Below are 23,650 nucleotides of genomic sequence, written 5' to 3' on the forward strand. Positions count from 1 at the left end.
CATGCGATCCACGCCATGAGTCCGTCTCAGCTTCCGTGCGCCCCTCCCGGCTCCAGCGGTCTGCGGCGACTCTGGTCGGTATGGCCCTGCCGCCCGTACCGCCGCACCCGCCCGGCCCTCCCCGGCGCCGGAATCCGCTGCTCATCCTGTTCGCCGTGCTCATGGCCGTCGCAGCCGTCTCTCTCGTGGTGCTGATGGCATCGGACAGGGGCGACTCGTCGGACGACGTGCCGTCCGGCGGGAGCACGAGCCGTGCCCCCGCGCCGTCCTTCGGCATCCCCACCGACCCGTCCACCAGGTTGCCGAGCGAGCTGCCGAGCGAGCTGCCGACCCGGCTGCCGTCGGGGTTCCCGACGCAGCTGCCGAGCGGTCTGCCCAGCGGCCTCGAATCGCTCCTGCCGTCCCTGGACCCCGGAGATCCATCAGAAGCCCCCTAGTGTCCTGACGCCCGCGTCCCTTAGCCGGAGGCCTCGCCGGAAGGCCGGCCGCCCGGGGCGACGAACACCACCATGTCCGTCTTCTCACCCGGCACAGGTTCGACCTCCCACCATCCGGCGCGGCGGTAGAAGGCGACCGCGTCCGGCGCACCGCTCCAGGTCATCAACCATGATCGGCGCCGGGTGCGCCGGAGCCGAGAGCGGACAGCAGCCGCTGCCCCAGGCCCGTACCGCGAGCCCGGGAGCGTACGCCCAGCTCGTCGATCTCGAAGGAGCCCACGAGGAGCTCGTTCACCCGGTCGGCACCGAGCCGCCGGGTCACCTTCCCGTAGGCGCGGTCGGTGCGGAAGGGCGCCTGGGTGGTCCAGCCCGTGGCGAAACCGTCCACCCCGCCGTCCTCCGACAGCGCCAGCACCGCCCGGAAACCCGGTCGGCGCACGTCCGTCTCCAGCCGCTCACGGAACTCCACCCGCGTCTCCTCGGGGCCCCGGGGCTCCCAGGGCGGTGCCGTGAAGACCTCGGCGTACGCCTCGGTGAGCTCGTCGGCGACGGTGAGGACGTCCGGGCCGTACCGCTGGACCCTCACAGGGAGCTTTCCTCTCCGGCCGGGAGTTCCGCCGAAGCCGGGGCTGTCACCAGAGCCAGGGCCGTCGCAGGGTCCTGGGCGGCGCCCCCCGCGGGCAGCCAGCGGCCGCGTTCCTTGCGGTAGGGCCACCAGCGGCCGTCCCGGCCGAGGCGCAGCTGGACCGGTGCCCCGACGACCGTCCAGCGGTTTCCCCGCGCCCGCAGCTCCGGTCGTTCGCCGGTGTCCCAGGCCGACTCCAGGGCCGCACACGCGCGTGCGAGCGTGTCGCCCTCCACACGCCACTCCTCGTCGAGGACGGACAGCGCGTCCGTACCGCCGTGACGCCAGGCGCGCACGGCCGTCGCCAGCCCCTCCCGGCCGCGTCCGGACCCGTCGGCGAGCCGATCGGTCATCTCCGGGCCGGGGTCACCTGCGGCCAGCCGCACCGCGTCCTGCACAGGCGTCAACTCCGCGTGGAAGGTGCCCCGGAGCGCCTGCTTGAGCAGGCCGTGGGCCCGTACGGCGGTCTGCGCGGCAAGGAACGCCAGTGCGGCTGGGTCGATGCCGGGCGCGGGTGGTGCCTCGGTGTCCAGGGACGGCGGAAGACCGGGCTCGCCGGGGAGTTCGGGCAGGTCCGGGAGCGGCGGCAGGATGTCGCCGGTGGCGTACGCCTCGGCCGCGTCCATGCCCTCCGGCGCGGAGGAGCCCGTGGTGGACGCTGCGCCGCGCGCCTGCAGGTCCTCCAGCAGGGCGGATTCGTCGCGCCCGCGCATCAGCAGCAGCACGAACGGGTCCTGGTCCAGCAGCCGTGCCACCTGGTAGCAGAGCGCCGCCGTGTGCCCGCAGTGGTCCCAGGCCCCGCAGTCGCACTCCGGCTCCAGGTCGCCCAGGCCCGGGAGCAGTTCGACGCCCGCGTCGGCCGCGTCCTCGACCAGGTGCGGCGGCATCTCCCGGTCCAGCAGCGCCGCCACATGACCGGCCCGCTCCGCCGTCATGTCCAGGAAGCGGTCCCACTGTTCGGGCGAGAGCTCCTCCAGCAGGACGTCGGCCCGGTGCGCCGTACGGTCGCGGTCCTGGACGACGGCCGTGAGCCGCCCCGGCCGCACCGACACCGCGCCGACCGCACCCGCGCGGGCGAGCCGCCGGCCCGTCTTGAGCTGTGTCGAGTCCAGCGCCGTGCCTTCCAGCGCCGTCAGCCAGGCCCGGCCCCACCAGGTCTGCGCGAAGCCCCGCCCGTGCGCGGGCGGCAGCGCGGCGAAGGTGCGTTCCATGTCGCCGTCGTGCCGAGTCATCGCAGGCCCCCTCGCAGTTCGACCAGATCCGCCAGCTCCGCGTCCGTCAGCTCCGTGAGCGCAGCCTCGCCGGCCCCCAGGACCGCGTCCGCCAGCTCCCGCTTGCGCATCAGCAGTTCGGCGATGCGGTCCTCGATCGTTCCCTCCGCGATGATCCGGTGCACCTGCACGGGCCGGGTCTGGCCGATGCGGTACGCGCGGTCGGTCGCCTGCGCCTCGACGGCCGGGTTCCACCAGCGGTCGTAGTGCACGACGTGCTCGGCCCGGGTGAGGTTCAGCCCGGTGCCGGCCGCCTTCAACGACAGCAGGAACACCGGCACTTCGCCGTCCTGGAAGCGCCTCACCATGGCCTCGCGTTCGGCGACGGGAGTCCCTCCGTGCAGGAACTGCGAGGGCGTGCCGCGGGCGCCAAGGTGCCGCTCCAGGAGACGGGCCATCTGCACGTACTGCGTGAACACCAGCACACCCGCCTGCTCGGCGAGGATCGTGTCGAGCAGCTCGTCCAGCAGCTCCAGCTTCCCGGAGCGCCCGGTGATCACCGGGCGCTCCTCCTTGAGGTACTGCGCCGGGTGGTTGCAGATCTGCTTGAGGCCGGTCAGCAGCTTCACGATCAGGCCCCGCCGGGCCATGCTGCCGGCGCCGGAGATCTCCGCGAGCGCCTCGCGCACCACGGCCTCGTACAGCGCAGCCTGCTCCTGAGTGAGCGACACGGCGTGATCGGTCTCCGTCTTCGGCGGCAGTTCGGGCGCGATCCCGGGATCCGACTTGCGGCGGCGCAGCAGGAACGGCCGTACGAGCCGGGCCAGCCGGTCGGCTGCGGCCGGGTCATGACCGCCCTCGACGGCTTCCGCGTACCGCCTGCGGAAGGAGCCGAGCCGGCCCAGCAGCCCCGGGGTCGTCCAGTCGAGGATCGCCCACAGTTCCGACAGGTTGTTCTCCACCGGGGTGCCGGTGAGCGCCACCCGCGCGCGGGCGCCGATGGAACGCAGCTCCCGCGCGGTCGAGGAGTACGGGTTCTTCACGTGCTGGGCCTCGTCCGCCACGAGCATGCCCCACGGCACCCCGGCGAGCCGGGATGCGTCCAGGCGCATCGTGCCGTACGTGGTGAGCACGAACTCCCCGTCGGCGAGGCCGTCCAGGCCGCGCCGCGCGCCGTGGAAGCGCCGCACGGGTGTGCCGGGTGCGAACCGTTCGATCTCCCGCTGCCAGTTGCCCATCAGGGAGGTCGGGCAGATCACCAGGGTCGGCCCGGCGGACCCGGGGTCGGACTGCCGGTGCAGGTGGAGGGCGATCAGGGTGATCGTCTTGCCGAGCCCCATGTCGTCGGCGAGACAGCAGCCCAAGCCGAGCGATGTCATACCGGCGAGCCAGTCGAGGCCGCGCCGCTGGTAGTCCCGCAGGGTGGCGGCGAGGGCGGCCGGCTGCTCCACGGGACGCTGCGCCTCTGGGTCCGCGAGCCGCTCCCGCAGAGCCGCCAGCCATCCGGTGGGCCGCACCTCGACCCGGTGGCCGTCGACCTCCACAGAGCCCGTCAGGGCCGCGCCCAAGGCATCCACCGGCGTCACCTTGCGGTCCTGCCGGGAACGGGCCAGGAGCGCCTCCTGAGGGTCGATCAGGACCCACCGGTCGCGCAGCCGCACCACCGGGCGCTTCGCCTCGGCGAGACGGTCCAGCTCCGCACGGTCCAGCCGCCGGTCACCCATGGCGAACGACCATGTGAAGGCGAGCAGCGCGTCGGCGGACAGGAACGACGGCATGGCCGCGAAGGTCATACCGGGCTCCGGCTCGCCGTCCGACGGCCCCACCTCAGCGCGCGTGCTCAGTCCACGGGACAGTTCCTTCGGCCAGTGCACGTCGACCCCGGCCGCGCTCAGCGCGTGGGCGCCCGCTCCGAGAAGGTCGGTGACCTCCTCGTCGGCGAGGTCGGCCGCGTCCGGCACGGTCGCCGACAGCAGGGGCGTGAGCGGGGCCCAGGCCCGGGCCGCACGGCGCAGGGCGAGCAGCGCGTCCATCCGCGCGCGCGGGCTGAAGGCCTCTCCTGCGGTGCCGGCCCAGACGTCCGCGGCGTCCGCGACGAGCGCCGGATCGCTGACGCCGTGCACCTGCAGCACGGCCCGGAACGTCACCTCCGTGTCGTTGCCCGCCGCGTCCGTCAGGCCGTCCGCCTCGATCCGCAGCGACAGCCGCACCCCCGCGTCGTGGCCCGCGGCGACGTCGGCGGCCCAGGCGCGCTGCTCGGGCAGCCGCACCGGTTCCGGCGAGGCGTAGGCGGGGCCGCCCGTCACCAGCGGCGCGGCGGGAGAGCGGGGCAGAGTGTCGGCGATCGCGTCGAGGAAGGCGCGCAGGAGCCGCTCCGGGTCGGGCAGGCGCAGCGGCGCCGCCGCGCCTGCCAGGGGCACGGCGTGCGCCTCGGGCGGCGGCGAGGCGGCGCAGGGCCTCGATGTCCTGGGCGCGCAGCGGGCCCGTGCGCCAGGCGTCGTGGTCGCCCGGGGACAGGCCGGGCATCAGCAGTCCGCGTGCCACGAGGTGCAGGGCGTGCAGGGCCGCCGCACCCCAGAAGACGGTGGACCGGTGCCCCGGCCCGCCGGATCGGGCACGCGTGAGGACTGGCAGGGCCGTGTGCACGGGCACCAGGACGGCGGGCACGCTCGCTGTCTCGACCCCACCGTCATGGGGCACGACGACGGTCAGGTCCGTGACGGACGCGGACGCCAGCGCCGGTGGGGTGGCACCGTCGGGCCGCCAGAAGGCGACACCGCCGGCGCGCGCAGGGTCGCCCGGCAGGAACACGGAGCGGCAAGAGACCAGTTCGGAGATGTCGGAGGAGGGTGCCGGGGGAGTCGGATGCTCGGCTATGGCAGATTCCTCAAATTTGACTAGTGGAGATGGAGTCGCTGAGAGTACAGCACTTCCGGTGCGCACGGGTATGGCTGGGCTGTGAGCTGAGTCACCATAGAGGTCTCAGGGGTGCGTCGGGGCGCATCTCAGGGATGTCTCAGGGTCGCGGTCCGGAACCGCCGTGAACGCGGGTCCGTTTTCGGGACAGAGAGCGGCAGTGGCCGCGAAGGAGGCGACAGACATGTCGAAGAACGCCAAGATCGCCGCGGGCGGTGTGGCGGTCGGGCTCATCCTGCTGATCTGGCTGCCCTGGTGGGCATCGCTCCTGATCATCCTGGGAGTCCCGGCCGCCGCGTACCTCACGCTGGACCCAGCACAGCGGCGCAGGCTGCGTCGCGCCACCCGCAAGGAGCTCGGCCGCTGAGGCGCTGACCCGGCGCCCCCGGCCCGCACCGCAGCGGCCCGGCCGAACCGGCTCAGTTCGGCCGTACCGCCATCTTGTCCAGCGCATCGAGGAGACCAGGCAGTTCCGGCCCCCGGCCCACCGGCAGGACCTCGCCGGGTTCCTCGTCGAGCAGCACGAAGGCGATGTCGTCGGTCCTGGCGACGAGCGACCAGCCCGGACCGTCGGCGCGCAGGGTCCTGGCTTCGCCCGGCGCGAAGGACGACCGGACCCGGCCCAGCGGCGGCGGCGTGTCGATATAGGTGCGGGCCTCCGCGAGGACGCGCCGGATGCCGCTGTGGCCACCCTGCTGCCCGTTCTCCCCGTGTCCGTCCGGACCGCCGGCCGCCCCGCCCGCCTCGGCCGGTGCCCCCGAGGACCCCGGCGCCGGGAACTCCGCGTCGTCGATCTGCTCCCGCCACGTCGCCCACTGCAGCGCGATCTCGTCCGCGCCCAGGCGCCGCTGGGCCGGACCCCACACGGTGGTGTCCGGCGGAGCCAGCGGCGGCCGGTCGTCGGCCTCCGGGCCGGGATCGTGCGGCGCCGGCACCCCGGGGGCCGCGACGGCGACCGCGAGAGGCCAGCCGGGCAGGGCCGCGACGACCGTGCGCTCGTCGGGGGAGAGCTCGTACTCCATGCCGCAGTCCCAGGACGCGATCGCGACGGCCACCAGGGAGACGTCGTCGATGGCCACCGTCCACCGGGCACCCTCGCCGTCCTGGCCGAGCACCAGCCCGTACCCGTCGGCGAGCGGCGCGAGACCGAGCGCCGCGCACGCCTCGGGGTAGTCGTCGCCCAGCACGCTCGGGAACTTCGCCGGCGTCAGCAGCACCGCCGTGAGCACATAGAGCGCATCGTCCGCGGCGGCGACGGCTTCCTCGTCCGTCCCGGCCATCCCAGCCTCCCCATCGGTTCGTCCACCGGCGCGCACCCTAGTGCGCCGCCAGCCCCTTGTCACGGCCCTGAATGGGCACGCGGAGCTGCAGTTTTCCGGCGGACGGGGCGAATCGGCCGTCGGCGCCGTGCGCATCACGCCGCCGGCAGCCCCAGAATGTCGCGGGCCACGGTCTCCGGCGACTCGCCGCGTTCCCGGGCGAGCGCGATCACGGCCCGGCACGCCAGCTCGTTCACGCCGAACGACAGCGCCTCCGGCGACACCCAGCCGGCCGCCTCGTCGGCCCGCTCCCGGTCGTCCTCCACACAGGCCGTGACGTAGCTCGCCGCGGCCTCGAAAAGATTGTGCGGACGCTTGTCCCCGCCGGTCTTCGGCTCCGTGCGCAAGACATGAGCGACCCTTCCCCCGGCTTTGCGGAACCTGCCCCACATGCTGACCACCTTCCCCCTGCGTGACTATCGTGCCTGATCATTCATCTCCCGGTCGCCAACGTAAAGTTGGAGGACCTGAGGCAGAAGGGGGACGGCACGGTGAAGCGCTTCTCACGGCTCGAACAGATCCGGCGGATGGACCCGTACGAGGAGGCCACGGAGATCTACCGGCTCAGCGTGGCATACGAGTTCCCCTGGGATTTCACACGTGCCCTGGAGCTGGCCCTGTACCGCACCTACGCCGTCCCGAGCATCGGCCGGCTGCTGGCGCGCACGGCGGAGCTCACGGACCGGACGCAGAAGCGCTACGACGACACCTCGCTGCTCCTGGACGCCATCGTCGAGCACGGCTTCGGCAGCGACCAGGGCAGGACCGCGATCCGCCGCATCAACCAGATGCACCGCAGCTACGACATCAGCGACGCCGACATGCGCTATGTGCTCTGCACGTTCGTCGTGATGCCCAAACGGTGGATCGACGCCTACGGCTGGCGCAGGATGTCCCGCCACGAGATCGTCGCCAGTGTCAACCACTACCGCGCACTGGGCCGGCACATGGGCATCAAGGACATCCCCGAGACCTACGAGGAGTTCGAGACCTGCCTCGACTCCTACGAGGCCGCCCACTTCGCCTGGGACGAGGACGCCCGGCGTGTCTCCGACGCCACACTCGGTCTGATGGCCTCCTGGTACCCCGGCCCGCTCGCACCCCTGCTGCGCACCACGACCCTCGCGCTGCTCGACGACTCGCTGCTGCGTGCCTTCCGCTACACCCCGCCGAGCGCCACCACGCGCGCGTGGGTGCGTCGCGCGGTCCGGCTGCGGGGCCGCGCCGTCCGCCTGCTCCCGCCCCGGCGCGCGCCGCACTTCGCCCGCCAGAACTGGGAGATCAAGGGCTACCCGTACGGCTACCGGATCACCGACCTGGGCACACGCCCGGTCCCGGGCGTCCGGGGCTGTCCCGTGCGGCACGCGGTTCGGGACGCCGAGGCCGGGTGACGCGGCGGCTCAGTCCTCGCGCACGGCGAGCGCCAGGAAACGGGCGTCCTCGTCGGTGTACGACCTCAGATGCCACCCCGACCCTGCCAGCAGTGGACGGAGGCTGGCCTCGGCGCGCAGGTCGTCCGGGGTCAGCGGGCGGCCGTGGCGTGCCGCGAGAGCCGCCCTGCCGATCGGATGGAACAGCGCCAGCACACCACCGGGGCGCACGACGCGCGCCAGCTCCCGCAGGTTCTCGGCCGGGCTCTGGAGGTGCGAGATGAGGCCCGCCCCGAACACGGCGTCCAGCGAGCGCGAGCGCAGGGGCAGCGCGGCGACGTCCGTGAGCAGCAACTGCCCGTCGCGGTCCCGCCCGGCCCGTACGGCCTCCCGCAGCATGGCCGGTGTCAGGTCGGCCCCGAGGACCACCCCTGAGGCCCCCACGGCGGCCCGCAGCGGCGGCAGGGCGCGTCCGGTGCCGCAGCCCGCGTCGAGTACCCGGTCGCCCGCCCGCAGTCCGAGTTCGGCGACCGCGGCCGCGTAGGCCGGGCCGTCGTCGGGGAACCGGCTGTCCCAGTCGGCGGCGCGGGCGCTGAAGAACTCCTGGACACGCGTCTGCTCGTCGCTCATGTACCGCATGATTCCTCACGGGCTCGGGTGACGCCTTACGGCACGGATGACGTCTCAGCGCACATGCTCGAGCGTGACCCGATCGTTCCGGTACATCCTTGGGTCATATTCCAACACCTTTCGTAATGCGCCCCCTTCGCGCGCCTGTGCGGGGTCTAGCGTCCCGGGGCCATGGGACACCTGGACCACGCAGCCCTGGGGTGGCTGACCCCCGCACTGTCGTACGTGATGGCCTGCATAGGCGCCGCGCTCGGTCTGCGCTGCACCGTCCGGGCGCTCGCCACCACCGGGCGCTCGCGCCGCAACTGGCTCGTCACCGCCGCCTCGGCGATCGGCACCGGCATCTGGACCATGCACTTCGTGGCCATGCTCGGTTTCGGCGTCACCGGCACCGACATCCGCTACGACGTGCCGCTCACCCTCCTGAGCCTGCTCGTCGCCATGGTCGTCGTCTGCGCCGGCGTCTTCGCCGTCGGTTACAGCAGGGAGCGAGGCCGGGCCCTGCTGGTCGGCGGCCTCACCACCGGCCTCGGCGTCGCGAGCATGCACTACCTGGGCATGGCGGCCGTACGGCTGCACGGTGACGTGACCTACGACCCGCTGCTCGTCGGACTCTCCGTCCTGATCGCCATCGTCGCCGCGACGGCGGCCCTGTGGGCGGCCCTCAACATCAAGTCGCCCGTGGCGGTCACCCTCGCCTCCCTGGTCATGGGCGCGGCCGTCAGCAGCATGCACTACACCGGGATGTTCGCGGTGGGCGTGCGCGTGACGCCCTCCGGGGAGGCACTGAGCGGGGCCACCGCGATGCAGTTCATCTTCCCGCTCGCCGTCGGCCTCGGCTCCTATCTCTTCCTGACCTCGGCCTTCGTCGCGCTGTCGCCGACGGCTGGGGAACGTGCGGCGTCGGCCTCGGCTCAGCGGCCGGTGCAGAGCGTCGTCCCCTAGCCGCGCAGACGACAGCCGACCGTGGCCGAGCGGCCAGGGCGTCCGGGGCGGCCCGCGCGGTGCGGGCCCGGGCCATCGCGGACAGCGCGCCTGGCGGTCTGGAGGGCCGGCGGTCAGGGGGACCGGCCCACCCGGCCCGGGTGGCGCGCCCAGCGGCCTGCACGGCCCGGCCCCGTCCGGCCGTGCGCCGTGAGCCGACGGGGGCTCCGAGCCCCTGGTGCCCTCCAAGCCCCACCGTGCGCCCTGTGCCCTGCAGCGCGCTCAGACGGCAGCGCGCCACCCCGGCCGGGACGAAACGGCCCACACGCCCCCGACCCACTCCGAGCGAGGAGTCCATGCGAACACCCCGTAGGACCCCCACAGCGGGCGCCGAGGCGCCGCCCCCTCCCTTGCGCGGTCGCCGTGCGCACGCCGGACCACCGGCCGACGAGGGCCCTGACGCGCCCTCGGGCGCCGCGCCGGACGAGGCGGCCACGCGCGCGGAGCGCTGGCACATACGCCCCCGCACCGTGCGCGCCAAGATCGTCTGCCTGCTGATGGTGCCGGTCGTCTCCCTCCTGGCCCTGTGGGCCTACGCCACCGTCACCACCGCCCAGGACGTCTCCCGGCTGCGGCAGGTCCAGCGCGTCGACGCCACGGTCCGCGCCCCCGTCTCCGCCGCCGTCGCCGCCCTCCAGGCCGAACGCGCCGCAGCCGTCCGCCACGCCACCGACCCGTCCGCCGTCCGCACCGGCGAACTGGACGAGCTCGCGCGGCGCACCGACCGGGCCGTCGCGAGACTACGGCTCGGCAAGGGCGCCACCGTCGCCGACAGCGGGGAACTGCCCGCCGGAGTCGCCCAGCGGTTGAAGGCGTTCGTCTCCGGTGCCGAGCGACTGGGGCCGCTGCGCACCGCGGTGCGGGACCGGCGCGCGGGCTGGGCCGAAACGCACGACCGCTACACCCGGACCATCTCGGCCGCCTTCGGCGTCGGCGGCGCCCTCACCGGCATCCGGGACGCCGACCTCGGCTCCGACGCGCGCGTACTGCTCGAATTCGCCCGCGCGGGCGAGGCGCTCGCCCAGGAGGACGCGGTGCTGGCGAGTGCCCGCCTGGACGGCGCCCTGACCGGGGAGCGGTTCAGGCTCTTCACCGGCGCCGTCCATGTGCGCCGCACGCTCACCGAGTCTGCCGTCGCGGACCTGAGTGGCACCGAACGCTCCGCATGGGACGCCCTCGCCGACAGCAGCGCCTCCGCGGGCCTGGTCGACGCCGAGGACGCGATCCTCGCCCGCGGGCCGGGCGCGAAGGCGGCCGAAGCGGCACCCGAGAGCACCTGGAACACGGCCCACGCGCGCGTGCAGAAGGCCATGCGCACCATCGAGGACGATGCGGCACGCGGGGTCGGGGAGCGGGCCGACCCGTTCACGCGTGGCCTGCTCACCCCGGCCGGCGCCGCCGTCCTGCTCGGCCTCGCCGCCGTCGCAGCCTCGCTCGTCATCTCCGTGCGCATCGGACGCGGCCTCGTGGTCGAACTGGTCAGCCTGCGCAACAGCGCCCTGGAGATCGCCCGGCGCAAACTCCCCGACGCCATGCGGAAACTGCGCGCGGGCGAGGAGATCGACGTCCGTGCCGAGGCCCCGCCGGGAGCTCCCGCGGAGGACGAGACCGGGCAGGTCGCCGAGGCCCTCACCACCGTGCACCGCGCCGCACTGCGGGCCGCCGTGGAACGCGCCGAACTCGCCAGTGGCATCTCCGGCGTCTTCGTCAACCTCGCTCGCCGCAGCCAGATCCTCGTCCACCGGCAGCTGGCCCTCCTCGACAGCATGGAACGCCGCTCCGACGACCCGAACGAGCTGAGCGACCTCTTCCGCCTCGACCACCTCACCACCCGCATGCGGCGCCACGCGGAGAGCCTGATCATCCTCTCCGGAGCCGCCCCCGGCCGGGCCTGGCGGATGCCGGTGTCCCTGACGAACGTGGTCCGCGCGGCGGTCTCCGAAGTGGAGGACTACGCCCGCGTGGAAGTAAGGCAACTCCCGGAGGCAGCCGTCGTCGGAACGGCAGTCGCCGACCTCACCCACCTGCTGGCCGAGATCATCGAGAACGCCGCCCAGTTCTCCCCGCCCCACACGCGTGTGCGCGTCACCGGCGAACCCGTCGGCAACGGCTACGCCGTCGAGGTCGAGGACCGCGGACTCGGCATGGGCAAGGAAACCCTCGCCGAAGCCAACCGCCGCATCGCCCAGTCCGAGGCGCTCGACCTGTTCGACAGCGACCGGCTCGGCCTGTTCGTGGTCAGCAGGCTCGCCGCCCGGCACGACGTCAAGGTCCACCTGAGGACCTCCCCCTACGGCGGCACCACCGCGGTCGTCCTGCTGCCCACCGCCCTGCTCCACACAGGCGCGGCAGAACGATCTCCCGAAGCGGCGGAACCCGCGCGGCAGCCGGAGGAACGCGCGTACGCGCGCGTGCCCGACGACACCCCCCTCCAGGACGCCTTCCCCGCCCAGACCGACCGGCGCGCCCTCGTGGCGCCCGTACCGGCATCCGCGGAGAACGCGACCACGCGTCCCGCCGACGTCCCGTGTCACGCGGACAGCCCGCGTCACCTGGAGACCCCGAGCCAGACCCCACCCCCAGGAGTCGCCACCTTGCGACTGCACCGTCCGCCGCAGCAGCCCGAAGACTCCGACGACCTCCCGCGCCGCGTACGACAGGCCAGTCTCGCTCCCCAACTGCGCGACAAGCGCCCCGAGGAGCAGCCGACCGTGCCCGCTCCCCGGGACGACGAGCGCACCCCCGAACTCGTACGGGCCCGTATGGCGGCCTACCGCGCCGGCTGGGCCCGCGGCGGCGGCAGGCAACCCGGCCGCGGCGCCACTCCCGGCCCCGCGACGGGCAGCGACAGCAGCGAAGGAGATCCCGCATGATCCAGGACCCGAGCACACAGTCCGCCCGGCGCACCGGCGAACTCGACTGGCTGCTGGACGATCTGGTGCTCCGCGCGAGCGACATCCGGCACGCCGTGGTGCTGTCCAACGACGGCCTCGCCGTGGGCGCATCGACCGGCCTGCGCCGCGAGGACGCCGAGCACCTCGCCGCGGTCGCCTCGGGCTTCCACAGCCTCGCCAAGGGCGCGGGACGGCACTTCGGAGCGGGCGGGGTCCGCCAGACCATGGTGGAGATGGACGAGGGCTTCCTGTTCGTGGCCGCCGCGGGCGACGGCTCCTGCCTCGCCCTCCTCACCGCCGTCACCGCCGACATCGGCCTCGTGGCCTACGAGATGGCACGCCTGGTCAAGCGCGTCGGCGAGCACCTCGGCACGGCGCCCCGCGTGGCCGCGCGGCCCCCCGCCGCCGGATGAACCGGGAGAACGGTCCGCGCAGATGACCGAGGACATGACGGGCACCCCGCGCGAGCAGGGCAGCCAGTGGTACGACAACGAGGCCGGCCCGCTCGTCCGGCCCTACGCCATGACGGGCGGACGCACCCGGCCCGGCCCCACCGGCGTACGGTTCGACCTGATCGCCCTGGTCACGCTGGACCCGGGCGCACCCGACGCGGACGACGCCCCGCTCGGCCCGGAGCACCGCAACCTCCTCGACCTGTGCCGCCCGGAGACCCAGTCGGTCGCCGAGCTCGCCGCCGGCGCGGACCTGCCCGTCGGCGTGGTCAGGGTCCTCCTGGGCGACCTCCTGGAACTCGGCCGCGTCACCGTCAGCCGCCCCGTACCGCCGGCGCAGCTGCCCGACGAACGCATCCTGCGCGAGGTGATCGAGGGCCTCAGAGCGCTGTAGCCCCCACGCACCGACTGCACCCACACCACCCACGACACCCGGCACTCCTGAGAGAAGTGATCAATGGTCTCCGAGCACTCCGACGCCCCGGGCGGCGACACCGCCGCACTGGCGCTGAAGATTCTGGTCGCCGGCGGATTCGGCGTGGGCAAGACCACCCTGGTGGGCGCCGTCAGCGAGATCCGGCCGCTGCGCACCGAGGAACTCCTCAGCGAAGCAGGCCAGTCGGTGGACGACACCGACGGCGTGGACCACAAGACCACCACGACCGTCGCCATGGACTTCGGACGCATCACCATCCGTTCCGGCCTCTCCCTGTACCTGTTCGGCACGCCGGGCCAGGACCGGTTCTGGTTCCTGTGGGACGAGTTGTCGCAAGGGGCGCTCGGCGCGGTCGTCCTCGCGGACACCCGTCGCCTGGAGGACTGCTTCCCCGCGGTCGACTACTTCGAGCACCGGCGCATCCCGTTCGTCGTGGCCGTCAACTGCTTCGCGGGCGCCCGGCAGCACGGTGCCCCGGACGTCTCGCGCGCCCTCGACCTCGACAGGGGCACGCCCGTGGTGCTGTGCGACGCCCGCGACCGCGACTCGGGGAAGGAGGTGCTGATCCGACTCGTCGAGTACGCCGGGCGGATGCACACCGCCCGGCTGCTCGACTCCGTCGGCTGACCGGAGACGGGGGACTCCCTTCGGTCAGTCGGCGACGTCCCGCTCCGCCAGCACCCTGTCGACGGTGACACGGACGAGGAGTTCGCCGGGGACACCGTTGCGCGCGCCGAACTCCTCGGCCCGCTCCTCTCCCATGTACCGGGCGCCGATCCGGGTGGCCCAGTGCCGTGTCTCGTTCAGGTCTTCCGAGACACGGGCGCGGCCTCGCAGCACCACGAACGAATAGGGCGGCCGGTCGTCGTCCACGCACAGGGCGACCCGGCCGTCCCGGACGATGTTGCGTCCCTTCACACTGTCCTTGCCGGTGTTGAACACCACCTCGTCCCCGTCCAGCAGGAACCAGATCGGAGCCACGTGGGGGCTGCCGTCGGCCCGGACCGTGGACAGTTTTGCGGTGCGGGTGCCGTGGGAGACGAACTCCCGCCATTGCGCGTCGGTCATCTTCTCTGCCATGGCTCCCATCCTCCTTGCCCCGACCGCGGTCGTGGGTAAGGCTGACATGGAGATCCTCCGGCCAGGAGGGGAATCGCACGGGGAGAAAACGGGGAGAACGGAAGATGGCGCAGAACCAGGGACTCGACTGGCTGCTGGACGACCTGACCGAGCGCGTCCACGAAGTGCGGCACGCACTGGTCCTGTCCAACGACGGCCTGGTGACCGGCGCGAGCACCGGACTGCGCCGCGAGGACGCGGAGCACCTCGCGGCCGTGTCGTCCGGGTTGCACAGTCTGGCCAAGGGCTCCGGACGGCACTTCGGGGCGGGCAGCGTACGCCAGACGATGATCGAGTTCGACGACGCGGTGCTCTTCGTCACCGCGGCCGGAACGGGCAGCTGTCTGTGCGTCCTCAGCGGCGCGGAGGCCGACATCGGCCAGATCGCCTACGAGATGACGCTGCTGGTCAACCGGGTCGGCGAGCACCTCGACGTGGATGCCCGCCAGCCCGAACCAAAGCCGATCAGAGACCTCTGACCTGCGGGTTCGCCATCCCCCGCGGAGTTATCCACAGGCTCGCCGCGAGATCCGCCGAACCGGCTACGGTTTTTTCACGGCGACCGCACACGGCGTGAGCCGCAGACTCCACGGGGGAGACCGACCATGTCACGCACCGGCACGACATCCGACCGACTCACCTGCGCCCCGAGCCGGGCCGCCCGCGAACTGAACCTCAGGCGAGGCGAGTTCGACCTCGCGGTGGACCTGGGTCTCATCCGGACCGTTCCCGACGAAGGAGGCGGCGGCAGGCGGGTGACCCGGGCCGAGATCGCCCGGCTGCGCTCCGGGGACGGCTTCCCGGACACCCTGCGCGAGCGCGTCGCGACCGTCGGCACCACAGGTGGCGCCCAGCTCATGGAGGTGCCACCCACCAGGTTCACGAGCCTCGCGCGCTACGGCCTGCTGATCCCGGTGACGTTCTACCTCAACCGCTATCGGACGGTCGTCTGGCTGTATCTGGCCGAAGAGCTACGGCAGTTCGCGGCCGAAGGGAGCAACGCCCGGCTGCTGACCGCCCGTCGTACGCCCGCTGAGATCCGGGAGGGGCTGAAGGCCGGGATGGACCGGCGGCCCCGCAACTGGCGGGGGCGTCACGTCGGATTCCTGACACGGCAGGCGGGGGACGACCCCTGGGCGCGCGCGGCGGCGGTCGCCTGCCTCCTCGACCCGGCCGATGTCGCGGACATCGTCCAGGACACCCACGAGCGTGCCCGGCTGGCCCGCTGCCGTCCCCGGCTCCCGGCGCACGGCGCCCCCGGTTCACCCACCGCCGAGCTGGCCGAGACACTGATGACGGCGAGTGATCCGGACGAGGTGGCCTGGTTCCGCGCGGACCTGGCCCACACCATGGAGGCGGCCCGACGCCACCACCCCGTGGCGGAGGCGCTCGCCCCGGCACCGCCGGCAGGGCCGGATCCGCTCGCGCCACCCCCGAGCCCGGCGGCCGGGCCCGACCCGCTCGCGCAACCCCCGGCTCCGGCCGCGGAGCAGCCCGCGCACCTGGCCCCCATTTCTCCCCACGGCCTGCTGAGCCGTCTCCGCCGCAGAGGCCGACGACCGGCCGGGCGGTCCCGGCGGTACCGCATCACCGCTGGCTGGCCCCCGAGCGATGAGTTTCCGGATGCACGCGGGTCCGACCCTGAGGAGACTGAATCCGGGAGGCGGTCATGTTCGGTACGACGAAGGCGTTCAGCGGGTTCTCGGTGAACGACATCGACGCGGCCAGGGCGTTCTACGCGGACACGCTCGGACTGCGGGTGTCGGAGGCGAACGGGATGCTGTTCCTGCACATCGCGGGAGGCCAAGACACTCTGGTCTACCCCAAGCCGGACCACACCCCGGCGACGTTCACCATCCTCAACTTCCCGGTCGACGACATCGAGGCGGCGGTCGACGAGCTGGGCAGGAGAGGGGTGCATTTCGAGCGCTACGACCACCTCACGACGGACCACAAGGGCATCTTCCGCGGCAGCGGGCCGCTGATCGCCTGGTTCACCGACCCCGCGGGGAACGTGCTGTCCGTCCTCCAGGAAACCTGACACCGGTCGTGCCCGAGCTCCCCGACGTCGAGGGCTTCCGGCAGGTGCTCGAGTCCTGCGCCGAGGGACGCGTCATCCGGCGCGTCGACGTGCGGGACGAGGGCGTCCTGCACGGGGTCGACGCCCGGCGGCTGGGGGACGTGCTGGAGGGGCGGCGGTTCGGGTCGCCGCAGCGGCACGGCAAGTGGCTGCTCGCCCGCACCGGCGGCCCCACCCTCCTGCTGCACTTCGGTATGACCGGGCGGCTGGTGTGCGGACTTGCCGATGATCCCGTCGAGGCGCATGACCGCGTTCTGTTCACCCTGGGCGGCGGCCGGCAGCTGCGCTTCCGTGACCAGCGCAAGCTGCAGGGACTCTGGCTGGCCCACGACGAGGCCGACGTCGAGCGGCTGCTGAAGCGCCAGGGAACCGACGCGCTGGCGGTGGGCCGTGCGGAGTTCGAGGAGGTGCTCTCCGAGCGCCGCGGGCAGATCAAGACAGCCCTCACCGACCAGTCCGTTCTCGCCGGCCTCGGCAATCTGCTCGCCGACGAGATCCTGTGGCGAGCCCGGCTGCGCCCCGACCGCGGAGCCCGCGGCCTGACCCGGGAGGACTACCGTCGCCTGTACAGCGAGATGCGCCGCACCCTGCGCTCGTCCGTCACCGCAGGCTGCGTACCGCCGCGGGACTCCTGGCTCACCGGCCATCGGGACGACCGGGACCCGAGGTGCCCGCGGTGCGGGACCGGCCTGCGCAGGTCCCGCACGGCCGGGCGGGGCACGGTGTGGTGCCCGCGCTGCCAGCCGGGCGGGTGACCCCGGCCAGGGCGGGTTGGCCGGTCAGCCGCCGGATGTCCCGTCAGCCGGCCGCCGGGGCTCAGTCGCCGCACGTCAAGGTGCAGGGCCTTCTTCGCTCAGGGCGCCGCCGCTGTCTCGTGCTCCTCGTCCGGAGCCACCAGCGACTGCGTGAACGGAATCCGCGCCAGTGCGAGAACCCCCGCGGTGATCAGCGCGACGCCGAACAGCTGGGGCAGCAGCCACCACCCGGAGCGGATGGTCTCCTCGTACAGGGTGATGCCGAGGGCGAGGCTCACCAGGGCGTCGCCGAGGGTGAGCGCGGGCTGCGAGGCGACCAGCGGGCCGGCCTGCATGGCGTTCTCCAGCAAGAACAGCGCGCACACGCCGGTGGCGGCGAAGGCATACGTCTGCCAGGCGGTGAGGAAACCCACGAGGCCCTGCTCGTCGAGGATGTGCATCGCGGCCTTCATCAGCGCCGCGGTCACCGCGTAGCTGATCGCCGTCGCGGCCCCCAGACAGGCCGCGCGGGCCCGGCCCTCCGGGCGGCGGAGGGCGGCGAGCGCGAGGGCGACGACCGCCCCGGCGCACAGGGCGAGCGCGGGAATCCAGCGGTCCAGCGCCACATGGGTCCGGTTGCCGGTGGGGGAGGCGGCGGCGAGCGCGATCGCCAGGCCGGCCACCACCACCATCACGGCCAGCCAGCCCCTGCCCGGCAGATGCCGGTGCATCAGCAGCGAGGCGACGATGAGAGTGAGCGGCAGCTCCAGCACGAACAACGGCTGCACGATCGTCAGCGGCCCGGTGGCCAGCGCCAGCGCCTGGCAGACGGCGGCGCCGATCACCGCGAGGATGCCGGCCAGCCACACGGGCCGACGCAGCAGATCGACGATCAGCCCGGCCCGCAACCCTTGGGAGGCGGGCACGGTGAGCGCCGCCTTGCGTTGCAGCACGGTCGCGACCGCGTTGCTGAAGGCGGCGCAGATCGCGAACACGACGGGGAACACGGTGTGCAGCGTGGCCACCTCCCGGATCGGCGGGCGTGTGACGTCGGCAGTGCCTGCTCCTGCCATGGTCGCCGGATCCGGTCAGGGGCGCGATCGGAACCCCGGCGCGCGGGGTCCCGATCGTCGGACAGCAGGGTCAGCTCAGCTTCCGGAAGAGCCCCTCCTGCACCACGGACACGACCAGCCTGCCCTCGCGGTCGTAGATCCGGCCCCGGGCCAGACCACGGCCGCCGACCGCGATCGGCGACTCCTGGTCGTAGAGGAGCCAGTCGTCCGCACGGAACGGGCGGTGGAACCACATCGCATGGTCCAGCGACGCCATGTCGAAGCCGCGCGGGCCCCACAGCGGCTCGACCGGGATCCGCACGGCGTCCAGGAGAGTCATGTCGCTGGCGTAGGTGAGGGCACAGGTGTGCACGAGCGGGTCGTCGCCGAGCGGTCCGACCGCGCGCATCCACACGGCGCTGCGCGGCTCCGCGTCCTCGACCTCCGCGGCGGTCCAGCGCAGCCGGTCCACGTAGCGGATGTCGAAGGGCTGGCGGCGGGCCATCCGCTCCAGTTGCTCGGGCAACGCGCCCAGGTGCTCCCGGATCTCGTCCGTGACCGTGGGCAGGGACTCCGGGTCCGGGACCTTGCGGGCCGGCGGCAGCTGGTGCTCGAAGCTGCCTTCCTCCGGCTTGTGGAACGAGGCGGTGAGATTGAAGATCGTGCGGCCCTGCTGCACGGCCGTGACCCGGCGGGTCGTGAAGGACCGCCCGTCGCGCACATGCTCGACCTGGTAGACGATCGGCACCCCCGGCCGGCCCGGGCGCAGGAAGTACGCGTGCAGCGAGTGCACGGGCCGGTCGCCCTCCGTGGTGCGGCCGGCGGCGACCAGCGCCTGCCCTGCCACCTGGCCGCCGAAGACCCGCTGCAGGGACTCCTGCGGGCTGCGGCCACGGAAGATGTTGACCTCGATCTGCTCCAGGTCGAGCAGGTCGACGAGCCTCTCGGCCGGGTTCGTCGTCATGGGTGGAATTCTCCTGTGCTCGCTGCTGCCCGGCCCGTCACAGCTGGCCGACGTCGGTGACGCGGACGATCGCGCGGCCCTCCGCGTCCGAGGCCGTGAGGTCGACCTCCGCGCTGATGCCCCAGTCGTGATCGCCGTTCGGGTCGTGGAAGATCTGCCGGACCCGCCACAGCGCGTTCTCCGGCTCCTCCTCGATGAGGAGGAGCTTGGGGCCGCGGGCGTCGGGGCCGGTGCCGAGATCCTCGTACTCGTCCCAGTACTTGTCCATCGCCTCGCCCCACGCGTCGGCGTCCCAGCCTGACTCCCCGTCCATCGCGCCCAGTTCCCCGACCTGGTCGAGAGCGGCCAGTTCCACACGGCGGAACATCGCGTTGCGGACCAGGACGCGGAAGGCGCGGGCGTTGGCGGTGACGGGCTTGACCTCGTCGGCCTTCTCCTGGGCCTCCTCGGCGGTCATCTCCGCCGGGTTGGCCAGCTGCTCCCACTCGTCCAGCAGGCTGGAGTCGACCTGGCGCACCATCTCGCCCAGCCAGGCGATCAGGTCCTGGAGGTCCTCGGACTTGAGGTCGTCCGGGACGGTGTGGTCGAGGGCCTTGTAGGCGCTGGCGAGATAGCGCAGCACGATGCCCTCGGTGCGGGCCAGCTCGTAATGGGACACCAATTCGGTGAAGGACAGCGCCCGTTCGTACATGTCGCGGATGACCGACTTCGGCGACAGCGGATGGTCGCCGACCCAGGGGTGGCTCTTGCGGTACGTGTTGTACGCGTGGAAGAGCAGCTCCTCCAGGGGCTTGGGGTACGTGACGTCCTGGAGGCGCTCCATGCGCTCCTCGTACTCCACGCCGTCGGCCTTCATCGCGGCGACGGCCTCACCGCGCGCCTTGTTCTGCTGGGCGGCCAGGATCTGCCGTGGGTCGTCGAGCGTGGACTCCACGACGGACACCATGTCGAGCGCGTACGACGGCGACTCGGGGTCGAGCAGCTCGAACGCGGCGAGCGCGAAGGTGGACAGCGGCTGGTTGAGCGCGAAGTCCTGCTGGAGGTCGACCGTGAGGCGGACGATGCGGCCGGTGGCGTCCGGCTCGTCGAGCTTCTCGACGATGCCGCCGTCCAGCAGCGAGCGGTAGATCGCGATGGCCCGGCGGATGTGCCGCAACTGCTGCTTGCGCGGCTCGTGGTTGTCCTCCAGCAGTCGGCGCATCGCCTCGAAGGCGTTGCCGGGGCGGGCGATCACCGACAGCAGCATCGTGTGCGTCACCCGGAACCGGGATGCCAGCGGCTCCGGTTCGGAGCCGATGAGCTTCTCGAAGGTCTGCTCCGACCACGCGACGAAGCCCTCCGGGGCCTTCTTGCGGACGACCTTGCGGCGCTTCTTCGGGTCGTCGCCCGCCTTGGCGAGGGCCTTCTCGTTCTCGACGACGTGCTCGGGCGCCTGCGCGACGACGAAGCCCTCCGTGTCGTAACCGGCCCGCCCGGCCCGGCCCGCGATCTGGTGGAACTCCCGGGCCCGCAGGGTGCGCACGCGGGTGCCGTCGTACTTGGTGAGGGCTGTGAACAGCACCGTGCGGATGGGCACGTTGACGCCGACGCCGAGCGTGTCGGTGCCGCAGATGACCTTCAGCAGACCGGCCTGCGCGAGCTTCTCCACCAGGCGGCGGTACTTGGGCAGCATGCCGGCGTGGTGCACACCGATGCCGTGCCGGACGTAACGGGAGAGGTTGCGGCCGAACTTGGTGGTGAAGCGGAAGTTGCCGATCAGCTCGGCGATCTGCTCCTTCTCCTCACGCGAGCACATGTTGATGCTCATCAGCGCCTGCGCACGCTCCACGGCCTGCGCCTGAGTGAAGTGCACGATGTAGACGGGCGCCTGCCGGGCCGCCAGCAGGTCGGTGAGCGTCTCGGTGAGCGGGGTGTACCGGTACTCGTAGGACAGCGGCACCGGCCGGGTCGCCGAGCGGACCACCGCGGTCGGCCGGTTCGTGCGGCGGGTGAGGTCCTTCTCGAAGAAGGAGACGTCGCCCAGCGTCGCCGACATCAGCACGAACTGCGCCTGCGGCAGTTCCAGGATCGGGATCTGCCAGGCCCAGCCGCGGTCGCCCTCCGCGTAGAAGTGGAACTCGTCCATCACGACCTGTCCGACGTCCGCGTCCTTGCCGTCGCGCAGCGCGATCGACGCCAGCACCTCGGCGGTGCAGCAGATCACGGGGGCGTCGGCGTTCACGGACGCGTCGCCGGTGAGCATGCCGACGTTCTCGGTGCCGAACATCTTGCACAGCTCGAAGAACTTCTCCGACACCAGCGCCTTGATCGGGGCGGTGTAGAAGGTGACCTCGTCCCGGGCCAGCGCGGCGAAGTGGGCACCCGCCGCGATCATGCTCTTCCCGGAGCCGGTGGGCGTCGACACGATCACGTTCGCGCCGGACACCACCTCGATCAGCGCCTCCTCCTGGTGGGGGTAGAGCGTGAGCCCCCGCTCGCCGGCCCACGACTCGAAGGCTTCGTACAGGGCGTCGGGGTCGGCGGTCCGCGGCAGCTGATCGATGAGGGTCACGCCCCCCATCTTGCCTGGCCCGACGCCCGATGCGGGAATCGGATGCGGGCGCGAAGATCGCGAACGCTACGCTGTGTCGCCGACGGGACGTCAGCGCGCCGGTCAACTGGACAGCGGTACACGAGGAATGGGGCGGGCAACGCCGATGATGGGACCAGCACACTCACTGTCGGGAGCCGCCGCCTGGCTCGGCGTCGGTGCGGCCGCCGCGGCGGCCGGGCACCCGATGCCCTGGCCGGTCCTCCTCGTCGGCGCCCTGATCTGCGCCGGAGCCGCGCTCGCCCCGGACCTCGACCACAAGGCGGCCACCATCTCGCGGTCCTTCGGACCGCTGTCGCGCTGGCTGTGCGAGATCGTCGACAAGCTGTCGTACGCCGTCTACAAGGCGACCAAGAAGCAGGGCGACCCGCGCCGCTCCGGTGGGCACCGCACCCTCACGCACACCTGGCTGTGGGCGGTCCTGATCGGTGCGGGCACCTCGGTCGTGGCGATCACCAGCGACCGCTGGGGCGTGCTGGCGGTCCTCTTCGTGCACATGGTCCTGGCCATCGAGGGCCTGCTGTGGCGGGCGACGCGCGGCTCCAGCAGCGAGGTCCTGGTGTGGCTGCTGGCCGCGACCACCGCGTGGATCCTCGCGGGTGTGCTGGACAAGCCGGGCAACGGCGCGGACTGGCTGTTCACGGCGCCGGGGCAGGAGTACCTGTGGCTGGGGCTGCCGGTGGTGCTGGGCGCGATCGTGCACGACATCGGGGACGCGCTCACCGTGTCCGGCTGCCCGATCCTGTGGCCCATCCCGGTCGGGCGCAAGCGCTGGTATCCGATCGGGCCGCCGAAGGCCATGCGCTTCCGGGCGGGCAGCTGGGTGGAGCTCAAGGTGCTGATGCCGGTGTTCATGCTGCTCGGCGGGGTGGGCTGCGCGGCGGCGCTCAACGTCATCTGAGCGCGACTCCACAAGGGTTTTTCAGCCGCCGTAACGCCGCTCGAACGCGGCTACCCGGCCCTCCGAGTCCACCGTGCGGGCCTTGTCCGTGTGGAAGGGGTGGCTCTCCGAGGAGATCTCCACGTCCACGACCGGGTAGGTCTCGCCGTCGTCCCACTCGATGGTCCGGTCGCTGGTCGCGGTGGACCTGGTGAGGAACGCGTACCCGGCTGCGCGGTCGCGGAAGACGACGGGGTGGTAGTCGGGGTGCTCGTCCTGCCGCATGAATGCTCCTCGAACGGCTCGGGCCGGTTCGGCGATCAGCCGGACAGGGTGTCCTCGTCGACGATGTGCACGGCGGCCTCCTCGGCCGACGCGGCGGCGCCGTCGATGCCCACGTCCATGGCGACCAGGGCCTCCTCCTCGTCCTCGTGGGCGCCCTCGTCGGGTGCCACGAGCCGGCCGGAGCGCGCGGCGCCGACCTCGTTGTCCAGGAGTTCCCCGTCGGTGCCCGCGCAGTCCCCGAGGCCGTCACCGTCCGGGGCGGTGGCCTCCGGCAGCTCCTCGGAGAGCCGCTGGTCCAGCGTCTCGCCCCGCTGCCGCTCGGCCGCCGTCACGCCGAGGTGCTCGACCGCCCAGGGCCGCTCGGGAGGGGACCAGCCCCGGTCCAGGGGATCGTCGACGCCGTCGTTCTCCAGGGTGTCCTCGGCGTCGAGCAGCCCCGTGTCCTCCCTCTGCTCGTCTTGGTCCGGCTGGTAGACGTCGTCTCCCCAGCCGTCGGAGCTGTTCACGGGTACCTCCAGGGGGTGGGGACGGGCCCGTTCTCACCGGGCCCGTGCCGGGCCGCCGCCGCACGGAGCACTGACGCCGCCCGATCCGCTGGTTCCCGGGCGTTCCCCGAGCCGGTGCCTGATTCCAGCCTTCCACCCCGGCTCGGGACCGCGCAACGCCAAGGAC

The 23,650-nt window shown here is 72.7% G+C and carries 25 protein-coding genes and 1 pseudogene; 13 read left to right on the plus strand and 13 right to left on the minus strand.

Annotated elements, in window-relative coordinates; translation table 11 throughout:
- On the plus strand, positions 1-437 hold a 437-nt coding region (locus ACFU3E_RS11375), incomplete at its 5' end, for a hypothetical protein (RefSeq protein ID WP_384155008.1).
- A 20-nt stretch (positions 438-457) separates the two neighbouring features.
- Here ACFU3E_RS11375 and ACFU3E_RS11380 read toward each other — a convergent pair.
- The 4 genes and pseudogenes from ACFU3E_RS11380 to ACFU3E_RS11395 form a co-directional block, all read right to left on the minus strand.
- Positions 458-601 carry a hypothetical protein gene (locus ACFU3E_RS11380; RefSeq protein ID WP_384155010.1) on the minus strand — a complete coding sequence of 48 codons (144 nt, stop codon included), beginning with the start codon at positions 599-601 and terminating at the stop codon, positions 458-460.
- Positions 601-1,023, minus strand: coding sequence for a hypothetical protein (locus tag ACFU3E_RS11385; RefSeq protein ID WP_384155012.1), 423 nt, complete (start codon positions 1,021-1,023; stop codon positions 601-603). Before ACFU3E_RS11385 ends, ACFU3E_RS11380 begins: the two co-directional genes overlap by 1 nt.
- On the minus strand, positions 1,020-2,294 hold the full coding sequence (locus ACFU3E_RS11390; protein ID WP_384155014.1) for an SWF or SNF family helicase: 1,275 nt from the start codon (positions 2,292-2,294) through the stop codon (positions 1,020-1,022). Before ACFU3E_RS11390 ends, ACFU3E_RS11385 begins: the two co-directional genes overlap by 4 nt.
- Positions 2,291-5,150 (minus strand): annotated as a pseudogene (locus tag ACFU3E_RS11395) (SNF2-related protein). The gene ACFU3E_RS11390 and the pseudogene ACFU3E_RS11395 overlap by 4 nt, the downstream one beginning before the upstream one ends.
- Positions 5,151-5,373: 223 nt before the next feature.
- Here ACFU3E_RS11395 and ACFU3E_RS11400 point away from each other — a divergent pair.
- Complete coding sequence (locus ACFU3E_RS11400) at positions 5,374-5,556, plus strand: hypothetical protein (protein WP_161368261.1); 183 nt, start codon at positions 5,374-5,376, stop codon at positions 5,554-5,556.
- Between the two features lie 52 nt (positions 5,557-5,608).
- Here the strand turns inward: ACFU3E_RS11400 and ACFU3E_RS11405 are convergent, their stop codons facing one another.
- On the minus strand, positions 5,609-6,469 hold the full coding sequence (locus tag ACFU3E_RS11405; protein WP_384155016.1) for a hypothetical protein: 861 nt from the start codon (positions 6,467-6,469) through the stop codon (positions 5,609-5,611).
- A 134-nt stretch (positions 6,470-6,603) separates the two neighbouring features.
- Positions 6,604-6,900, minus strand: coding sequence for a hypothetical protein (locus ACFU3E_RS11410; RefSeq protein WP_384155018.1), 297 nt, complete (start codon positions 6,898-6,900; stop codon positions 6,604-6,606).
- Between the two features lie 99 nt (positions 6,901-6,999).
- Between ACFU3E_RS11410 and ACFU3E_RS11415 the strand changes: the two genes are divergently transcribed.
- Positions 7,000-7,899 (plus strand): oxygenase MpaB family protein, encoded by a 900-nt coding sequence (locus ACFU3E_RS11415; RefSeq protein WP_384155020.1) that lies wholly within the window; start codon positions 7,000-7,002, stop codon positions 7,897-7,899.
- Positions 7,900-7,908: 9 nt separating this feature from the next.
- On the opposite strand, the gene ACFU3E_RS11420 is transcribed toward ACFU3E_RS11415, so the two are convergent.
- Positions 7,909-8,508: a class I SAM-dependent methyltransferase gene (locus tag ACFU3E_RS11420; protein ID WP_384155022.1), complete on the minus strand. Its 600-nt coding sequence runs from the start codon at positions 8,506-8,508 to the stop codon at positions 7,909-7,911.
- A gap of 171 nt (positions 8,509-8,679) precedes the next feature.
- Between ACFU3E_RS11420 and ACFU3E_RS11425 the strand changes: the two genes are divergently transcribed.
- The 5 genes from ACFU3E_RS11425 (at position 8,680) to ACFU3E_RS11445 (ending at position 13,901) form a co-directional block, all read left to right on the plus strand.
- Positions 8,680-9,453, plus strand: a complete 774-nt coding sequence (locus ACFU3E_RS11425; RefSeq protein WP_384155027.1) for an MHYT domain-containing protein — start codon at positions 8,680-8,682, stop codon at positions 9,451-9,453.
- Between the two features lie 335 nt (positions 9,454-9,788).
- The gene (locus tag ACFU3E_RS11430) at positions 9,789-12,365 is read left to right on the plus strand and encodes a nitrate- and nitrite sensing domain-containing protein (RefSeq protein WP_384155029.1); all 2,577 of its coding nucleotides are present in this window, start codon (positions 9,789-9,791) and stop codon (positions 12,363-12,365) included.
- Positions 12,362-12,799: a roadblock/LC7 domain-containing protein gene (locus ACFU3E_RS11435; protein WP_384155031.1), complete on the plus strand. Its 438-nt coding sequence runs from the start codon at positions 12,362-12,364 to the stop codon at positions 12,797-12,799. Before ACFU3E_RS11430 ends, ACFU3E_RS11435 begins: the two co-directional genes overlap by 4 nt.
- Before the next feature lie 22 nt (positions 12,800-12,821).
- Positions 12,822-13,232 carry a DUF742 domain-containing protein gene (locus ACFU3E_RS11440; RefSeq protein ID WP_384155033.1) on the plus strand — a complete coding sequence of 137 codons (411 nt, stop codon included), beginning with the start codon at positions 12,822-12,824 and terminating at the stop codon, positions 13,230-13,232.
- Positions 13,233-13,295: 63 nt separating this feature from the next.
- Positions 13,296-13,901, plus strand: a complete 606-nt coding sequence (locus ACFU3E_RS11445) for an ATP/GTP-binding protein (RefSeq protein ID WP_384155035.1) — start codon at positions 13,296-13,298, stop codon at positions 13,899-13,901.
- Positions 13,902-13,925: 24 nt separating this feature from the next.
- Here ACFU3E_RS11445 and ACFU3E_RS11450 read toward each other — a convergent pair whose 3' ends face one another.
- A complete protein-coding gene (locus ACFU3E_RS11450; RefSeq protein WP_384155037.1) occupies positions 13,926-14,354 on the minus strand; it encodes a PPOX class F420-dependent oxidoreductase in 429 nt (142 codons plus the stop codon).
- Positions 14,355-14,458: 104 nt separating this feature from the next.
- Between ACFU3E_RS11450 and ACFU3E_RS11455 the strand changes: the two genes are divergently transcribed.
- From ACFU3E_RS11455 to ACFU3E_RS11470, 4 genes are all read left to right on the plus strand, one after another.
- Complete coding sequence (locus ACFU3E_RS11455) at positions 14,459-14,872, plus strand: roadblock/LC7 domain-containing protein (RefSeq protein ID WP_384155039.1); 414 nt, start codon at positions 14,459-14,461, stop codon at positions 14,870-14,872.
- Positions 14,873-14,998: 126 nt separating this feature from the next.
- On the plus strand, positions 14,999-16,102 hold the full coding sequence (locus ACFU3E_RS11460) for a DUF6397 family protein (RefSeq protein ID WP_384155041.1): 1,104 nt from the start codon (positions 14,999-15,001) through the stop codon (positions 16,100-16,102).
- Positions 16,063-16,434, plus strand: a complete 372-nt coding sequence (locus ACFU3E_RS11465; protein WP_384155043.1) for a VOC family protein — start codon at positions 16,063-16,065, stop codon at positions 16,432-16,434. Before ACFU3E_RS11460 ends, ACFU3E_RS11465 begins: the two co-directional genes overlap by 40 nt.
- 8 nt (positions 16,435-16,442) lie before the next feature.
- On the plus strand, positions 16,443-17,228 hold the full coding sequence (locus tag ACFU3E_RS11470; RefSeq protein ID WP_384155045.1) for an Fpg/Nei family DNA glycosylase: 786 nt from the start codon (positions 16,443-16,445) through the stop codon (positions 17,226-17,228).
- Between the two features lie 98 nt (positions 17,229-17,326).
- Here ACFU3E_RS11470 and ACFU3E_RS11475 read toward each other — a convergent pair whose 3' ends face one another.
- From ACFU3E_RS11475 to ACFU3E_RS11485, 3 genes are all read right to left on the minus strand, one after another.
- Complete coding sequence (locus ACFU3E_RS11475; protein ID WP_384155047.1) at positions 17,327-18,280, minus strand: DMT family transporter; 954 nt, start codon at positions 18,278-18,280, stop codon at positions 17,327-17,329.
- 70 nt (positions 18,281-18,350) lie between these two features.
- Positions 18,351-19,223 carry an acyl-CoA thioesterase gene (locus tag ACFU3E_RS11480; RefSeq protein ID WP_384155049.1) on the minus strand — a complete coding sequence of 291 codons (873 nt, stop codon included), beginning with the start codon at positions 19,221-19,223 and terminating at the stop codon, positions 18,351-18,353.
- A gap of 37 nt (positions 19,224-19,260) precedes the next feature.
- Positions 19,261-21,774 (minus strand): DEAD/DEAH box helicase, encoded by a 2,514-nt coding sequence (locus tag ACFU3E_RS11485; RefSeq protein ID WP_384155051.1) that lies wholly within the window; start codon positions 21,772-21,774, stop codon positions 19,261-19,263.
- A 145-nt stretch (positions 21,775-21,919) separates the two neighbouring features.
- Here ACFU3E_RS11485 and ACFU3E_RS11490 point away from each other — a divergent pair, with 145 nt between their 5' ends.
- Positions 21,920-22,714 carry a metal-dependent hydrolase gene (locus ACFU3E_RS11490; protein WP_384155052.1) on the plus strand — a complete coding sequence of 265 codons (795 nt, stop codon included), beginning with the start codon at positions 21,920-21,922 and terminating at the stop codon, positions 22,712-22,714.
- A gap of 21 nt (positions 22,715-22,735) precedes the next feature.
- On the opposite strand, the gene ACFU3E_RS11495 is transcribed toward ACFU3E_RS11490, so the two are convergent.
- Together ACFU3E_RS11495 and ACFU3E_RS11500 are read right to left on the minus strand one after the other, a co-directional pair.
- Positions 22,736-22,978, minus strand: a complete 243-nt coding sequence (locus ACFU3E_RS11495) for a type B 50S ribosomal protein L31 (protein ID WP_384155054.1) — start codon at positions 22,976-22,978, stop codon at positions 22,736-22,738.
- A 35-nt stretch (positions 22,979-23,013) separates the two neighbouring features.
- Positions 23,014-23,484 carry a DUF5709 domain-containing protein gene (locus ACFU3E_RS11500; protein WP_384155056.1) on the minus strand — a complete coding sequence of 157 codons (471 nt, stop codon included), beginning with the start codon at positions 23,482-23,484 and terminating at the stop codon, positions 23,014-23,016.
- Positions 23,485-23,650 lie beyond the last annotated feature (166 nt).

The organism is Streptomyces sp. NPDC057424 (assembly GCF_042803315.1).
Lineage (GTDB): Bacteria > Actinomycetota > Actinomycetes > Streptomycetales > Streptomycetaceae > Streptomyces.

What these genes read in the sequence shown, in the direction of transcription:
- ACFU3E_RS11460 (WP_384155041.1), top strand. Translation starts at nt 14,999, where the DNA reads ATGTCACGCACCGGCACGACATCCGACCGACTCACCTGCGCCCCGAGC.
- ACFU3E_RS11420 (WP_384155022.1), bottom strand. Translation starts at nt 8,508, where the DNA reads ATGAGCGACGAGCAGACGCGTGTCCAGGAGTTCTTCAGCGCCCGCGCC.
- ACFU3E_RS11465 (WP_384155043.1), top strand. Translation starts at nt 16,063, where the DNA reads ATGTTCGGTACGACGAAGGCGTTCAGCGGGTTCTCGGTGAACGACATC.
- ACFU3E_RS11495 (WP_384155054.1), bottom strand. Translation starts at nt 22,978, where the DNA reads ATGCGGCAGGACGAGCACCCCGACTACCACCCCGTCGTCTTCCGCGAC.
- ACFU3E_RS11455 (WP_384155039.1), top strand. Translation starts at nt 14,459, where the DNA reads ATGGCGCAGAACCAGGGACTCGACTGGCTGCTGGACGACCTGACCGAG.
- ACFU3E_RS11380 (WP_384155010.1), bottom strand. Translation starts at nt 601, where the DNA reads ATGACCTGGAGCGGTGCGCCGGACGCGGTCGCCTTCTACCGCCGCGCC.
- ACFU3E_RS11390 (WP_384155014.1), bottom strand. Translation starts at nt 2,294, where the DNA reads ATGACTCGGCACGACGGCGACATGGAACGCACCTTCGCCGCGCTGCCG.
- ACFU3E_RS11480 (WP_384155049.1), bottom strand. Translation starts at nt 19,223, where the DNA reads ATGACGACGAACCCGGCCGAGAGGCTCGTCGACCTGCTCGACCTGGAG.
- ACFU3E_RS11450 (WP_384155037.1), bottom strand. Translation starts at nt 14,354, where the DNA reads ATGGCAGAGAAGATGACCGACGCGCAATGGCGGGAGTTCGTCTCCCAC.
- ACFU3E_RS11445 (WP_384155035.1), top strand. Translation starts at nt 13,296, where the DNA reads ATGGTCTCCGAGCACTCCGACGCCCCGGGCGGCGACACCGCCGCACTG.
- ACFU3E_RS11400 (WP_161368261.1), top strand. Translation starts at nt 5,374, where the DNA reads ATGTCGAAGAACGCCAAGATCGCCGCGGGCGGTGTGGCGGTCGGGCTC.
- ACFU3E_RS11430 (WP_384155029.1), top strand. Translation starts at nt 9,789, where the DNA reads ATGCGAACACCCCGTAGGACCCCCACAGCGGGCGCCGAGGCGCCGCCC.
- ACFU3E_RS11405 (WP_384155016.1), bottom strand. Translation starts at nt 6,469, where the DNA reads ATGGCCGGGACGGACGAGGAAGCCGTCGCCGCCGCGGACGATGCGCTC.
- ACFU3E_RS11435 (WP_384155031.1), top strand. Translation starts at nt 12,362, where the DNA reads ATGATCCAGGACCCGAGCACACAGTCCGCCCGGCGCACCGGCGAACTC.
- ACFU3E_RS11490 (WP_384155052.1), top strand. Translation starts at nt 21,920, where the DNA reads ATGATGGGACCAGCACACTCACTGTCGGGAGCCGCCGCCTGGCTCGGC.
- ACFU3E_RS11425 (WP_384155027.1), top strand. Translation starts at nt 8,680, where the DNA reads ATGGGACACCTGGACCACGCAGCCCTGGGGTGGCTGACCCCCGCACTG.
- ACFU3E_RS11410 (WP_384155018.1), bottom strand. Translation starts at nt 6,900, where the DNA reads ATGTGGGGCAGGTTCCGCAAAGCCGGGGGAAGGGTCGCTCATGTCTTG.
- ACFU3E_RS11440 (WP_384155033.1), top strand. Translation starts at nt 12,822, where the DNA reads ATGACCGAGGACATGACGGGCACCCCGCGCGAGCAGGGCAGCCAGTGG.
- ACFU3E_RS11475 (WP_384155047.1), bottom strand. Translation starts at nt 18,280, where the DNA reads ATGGCAGGAGCAGGCACTGCCGACGTCACACGCCCGCCGATCCGGGAG.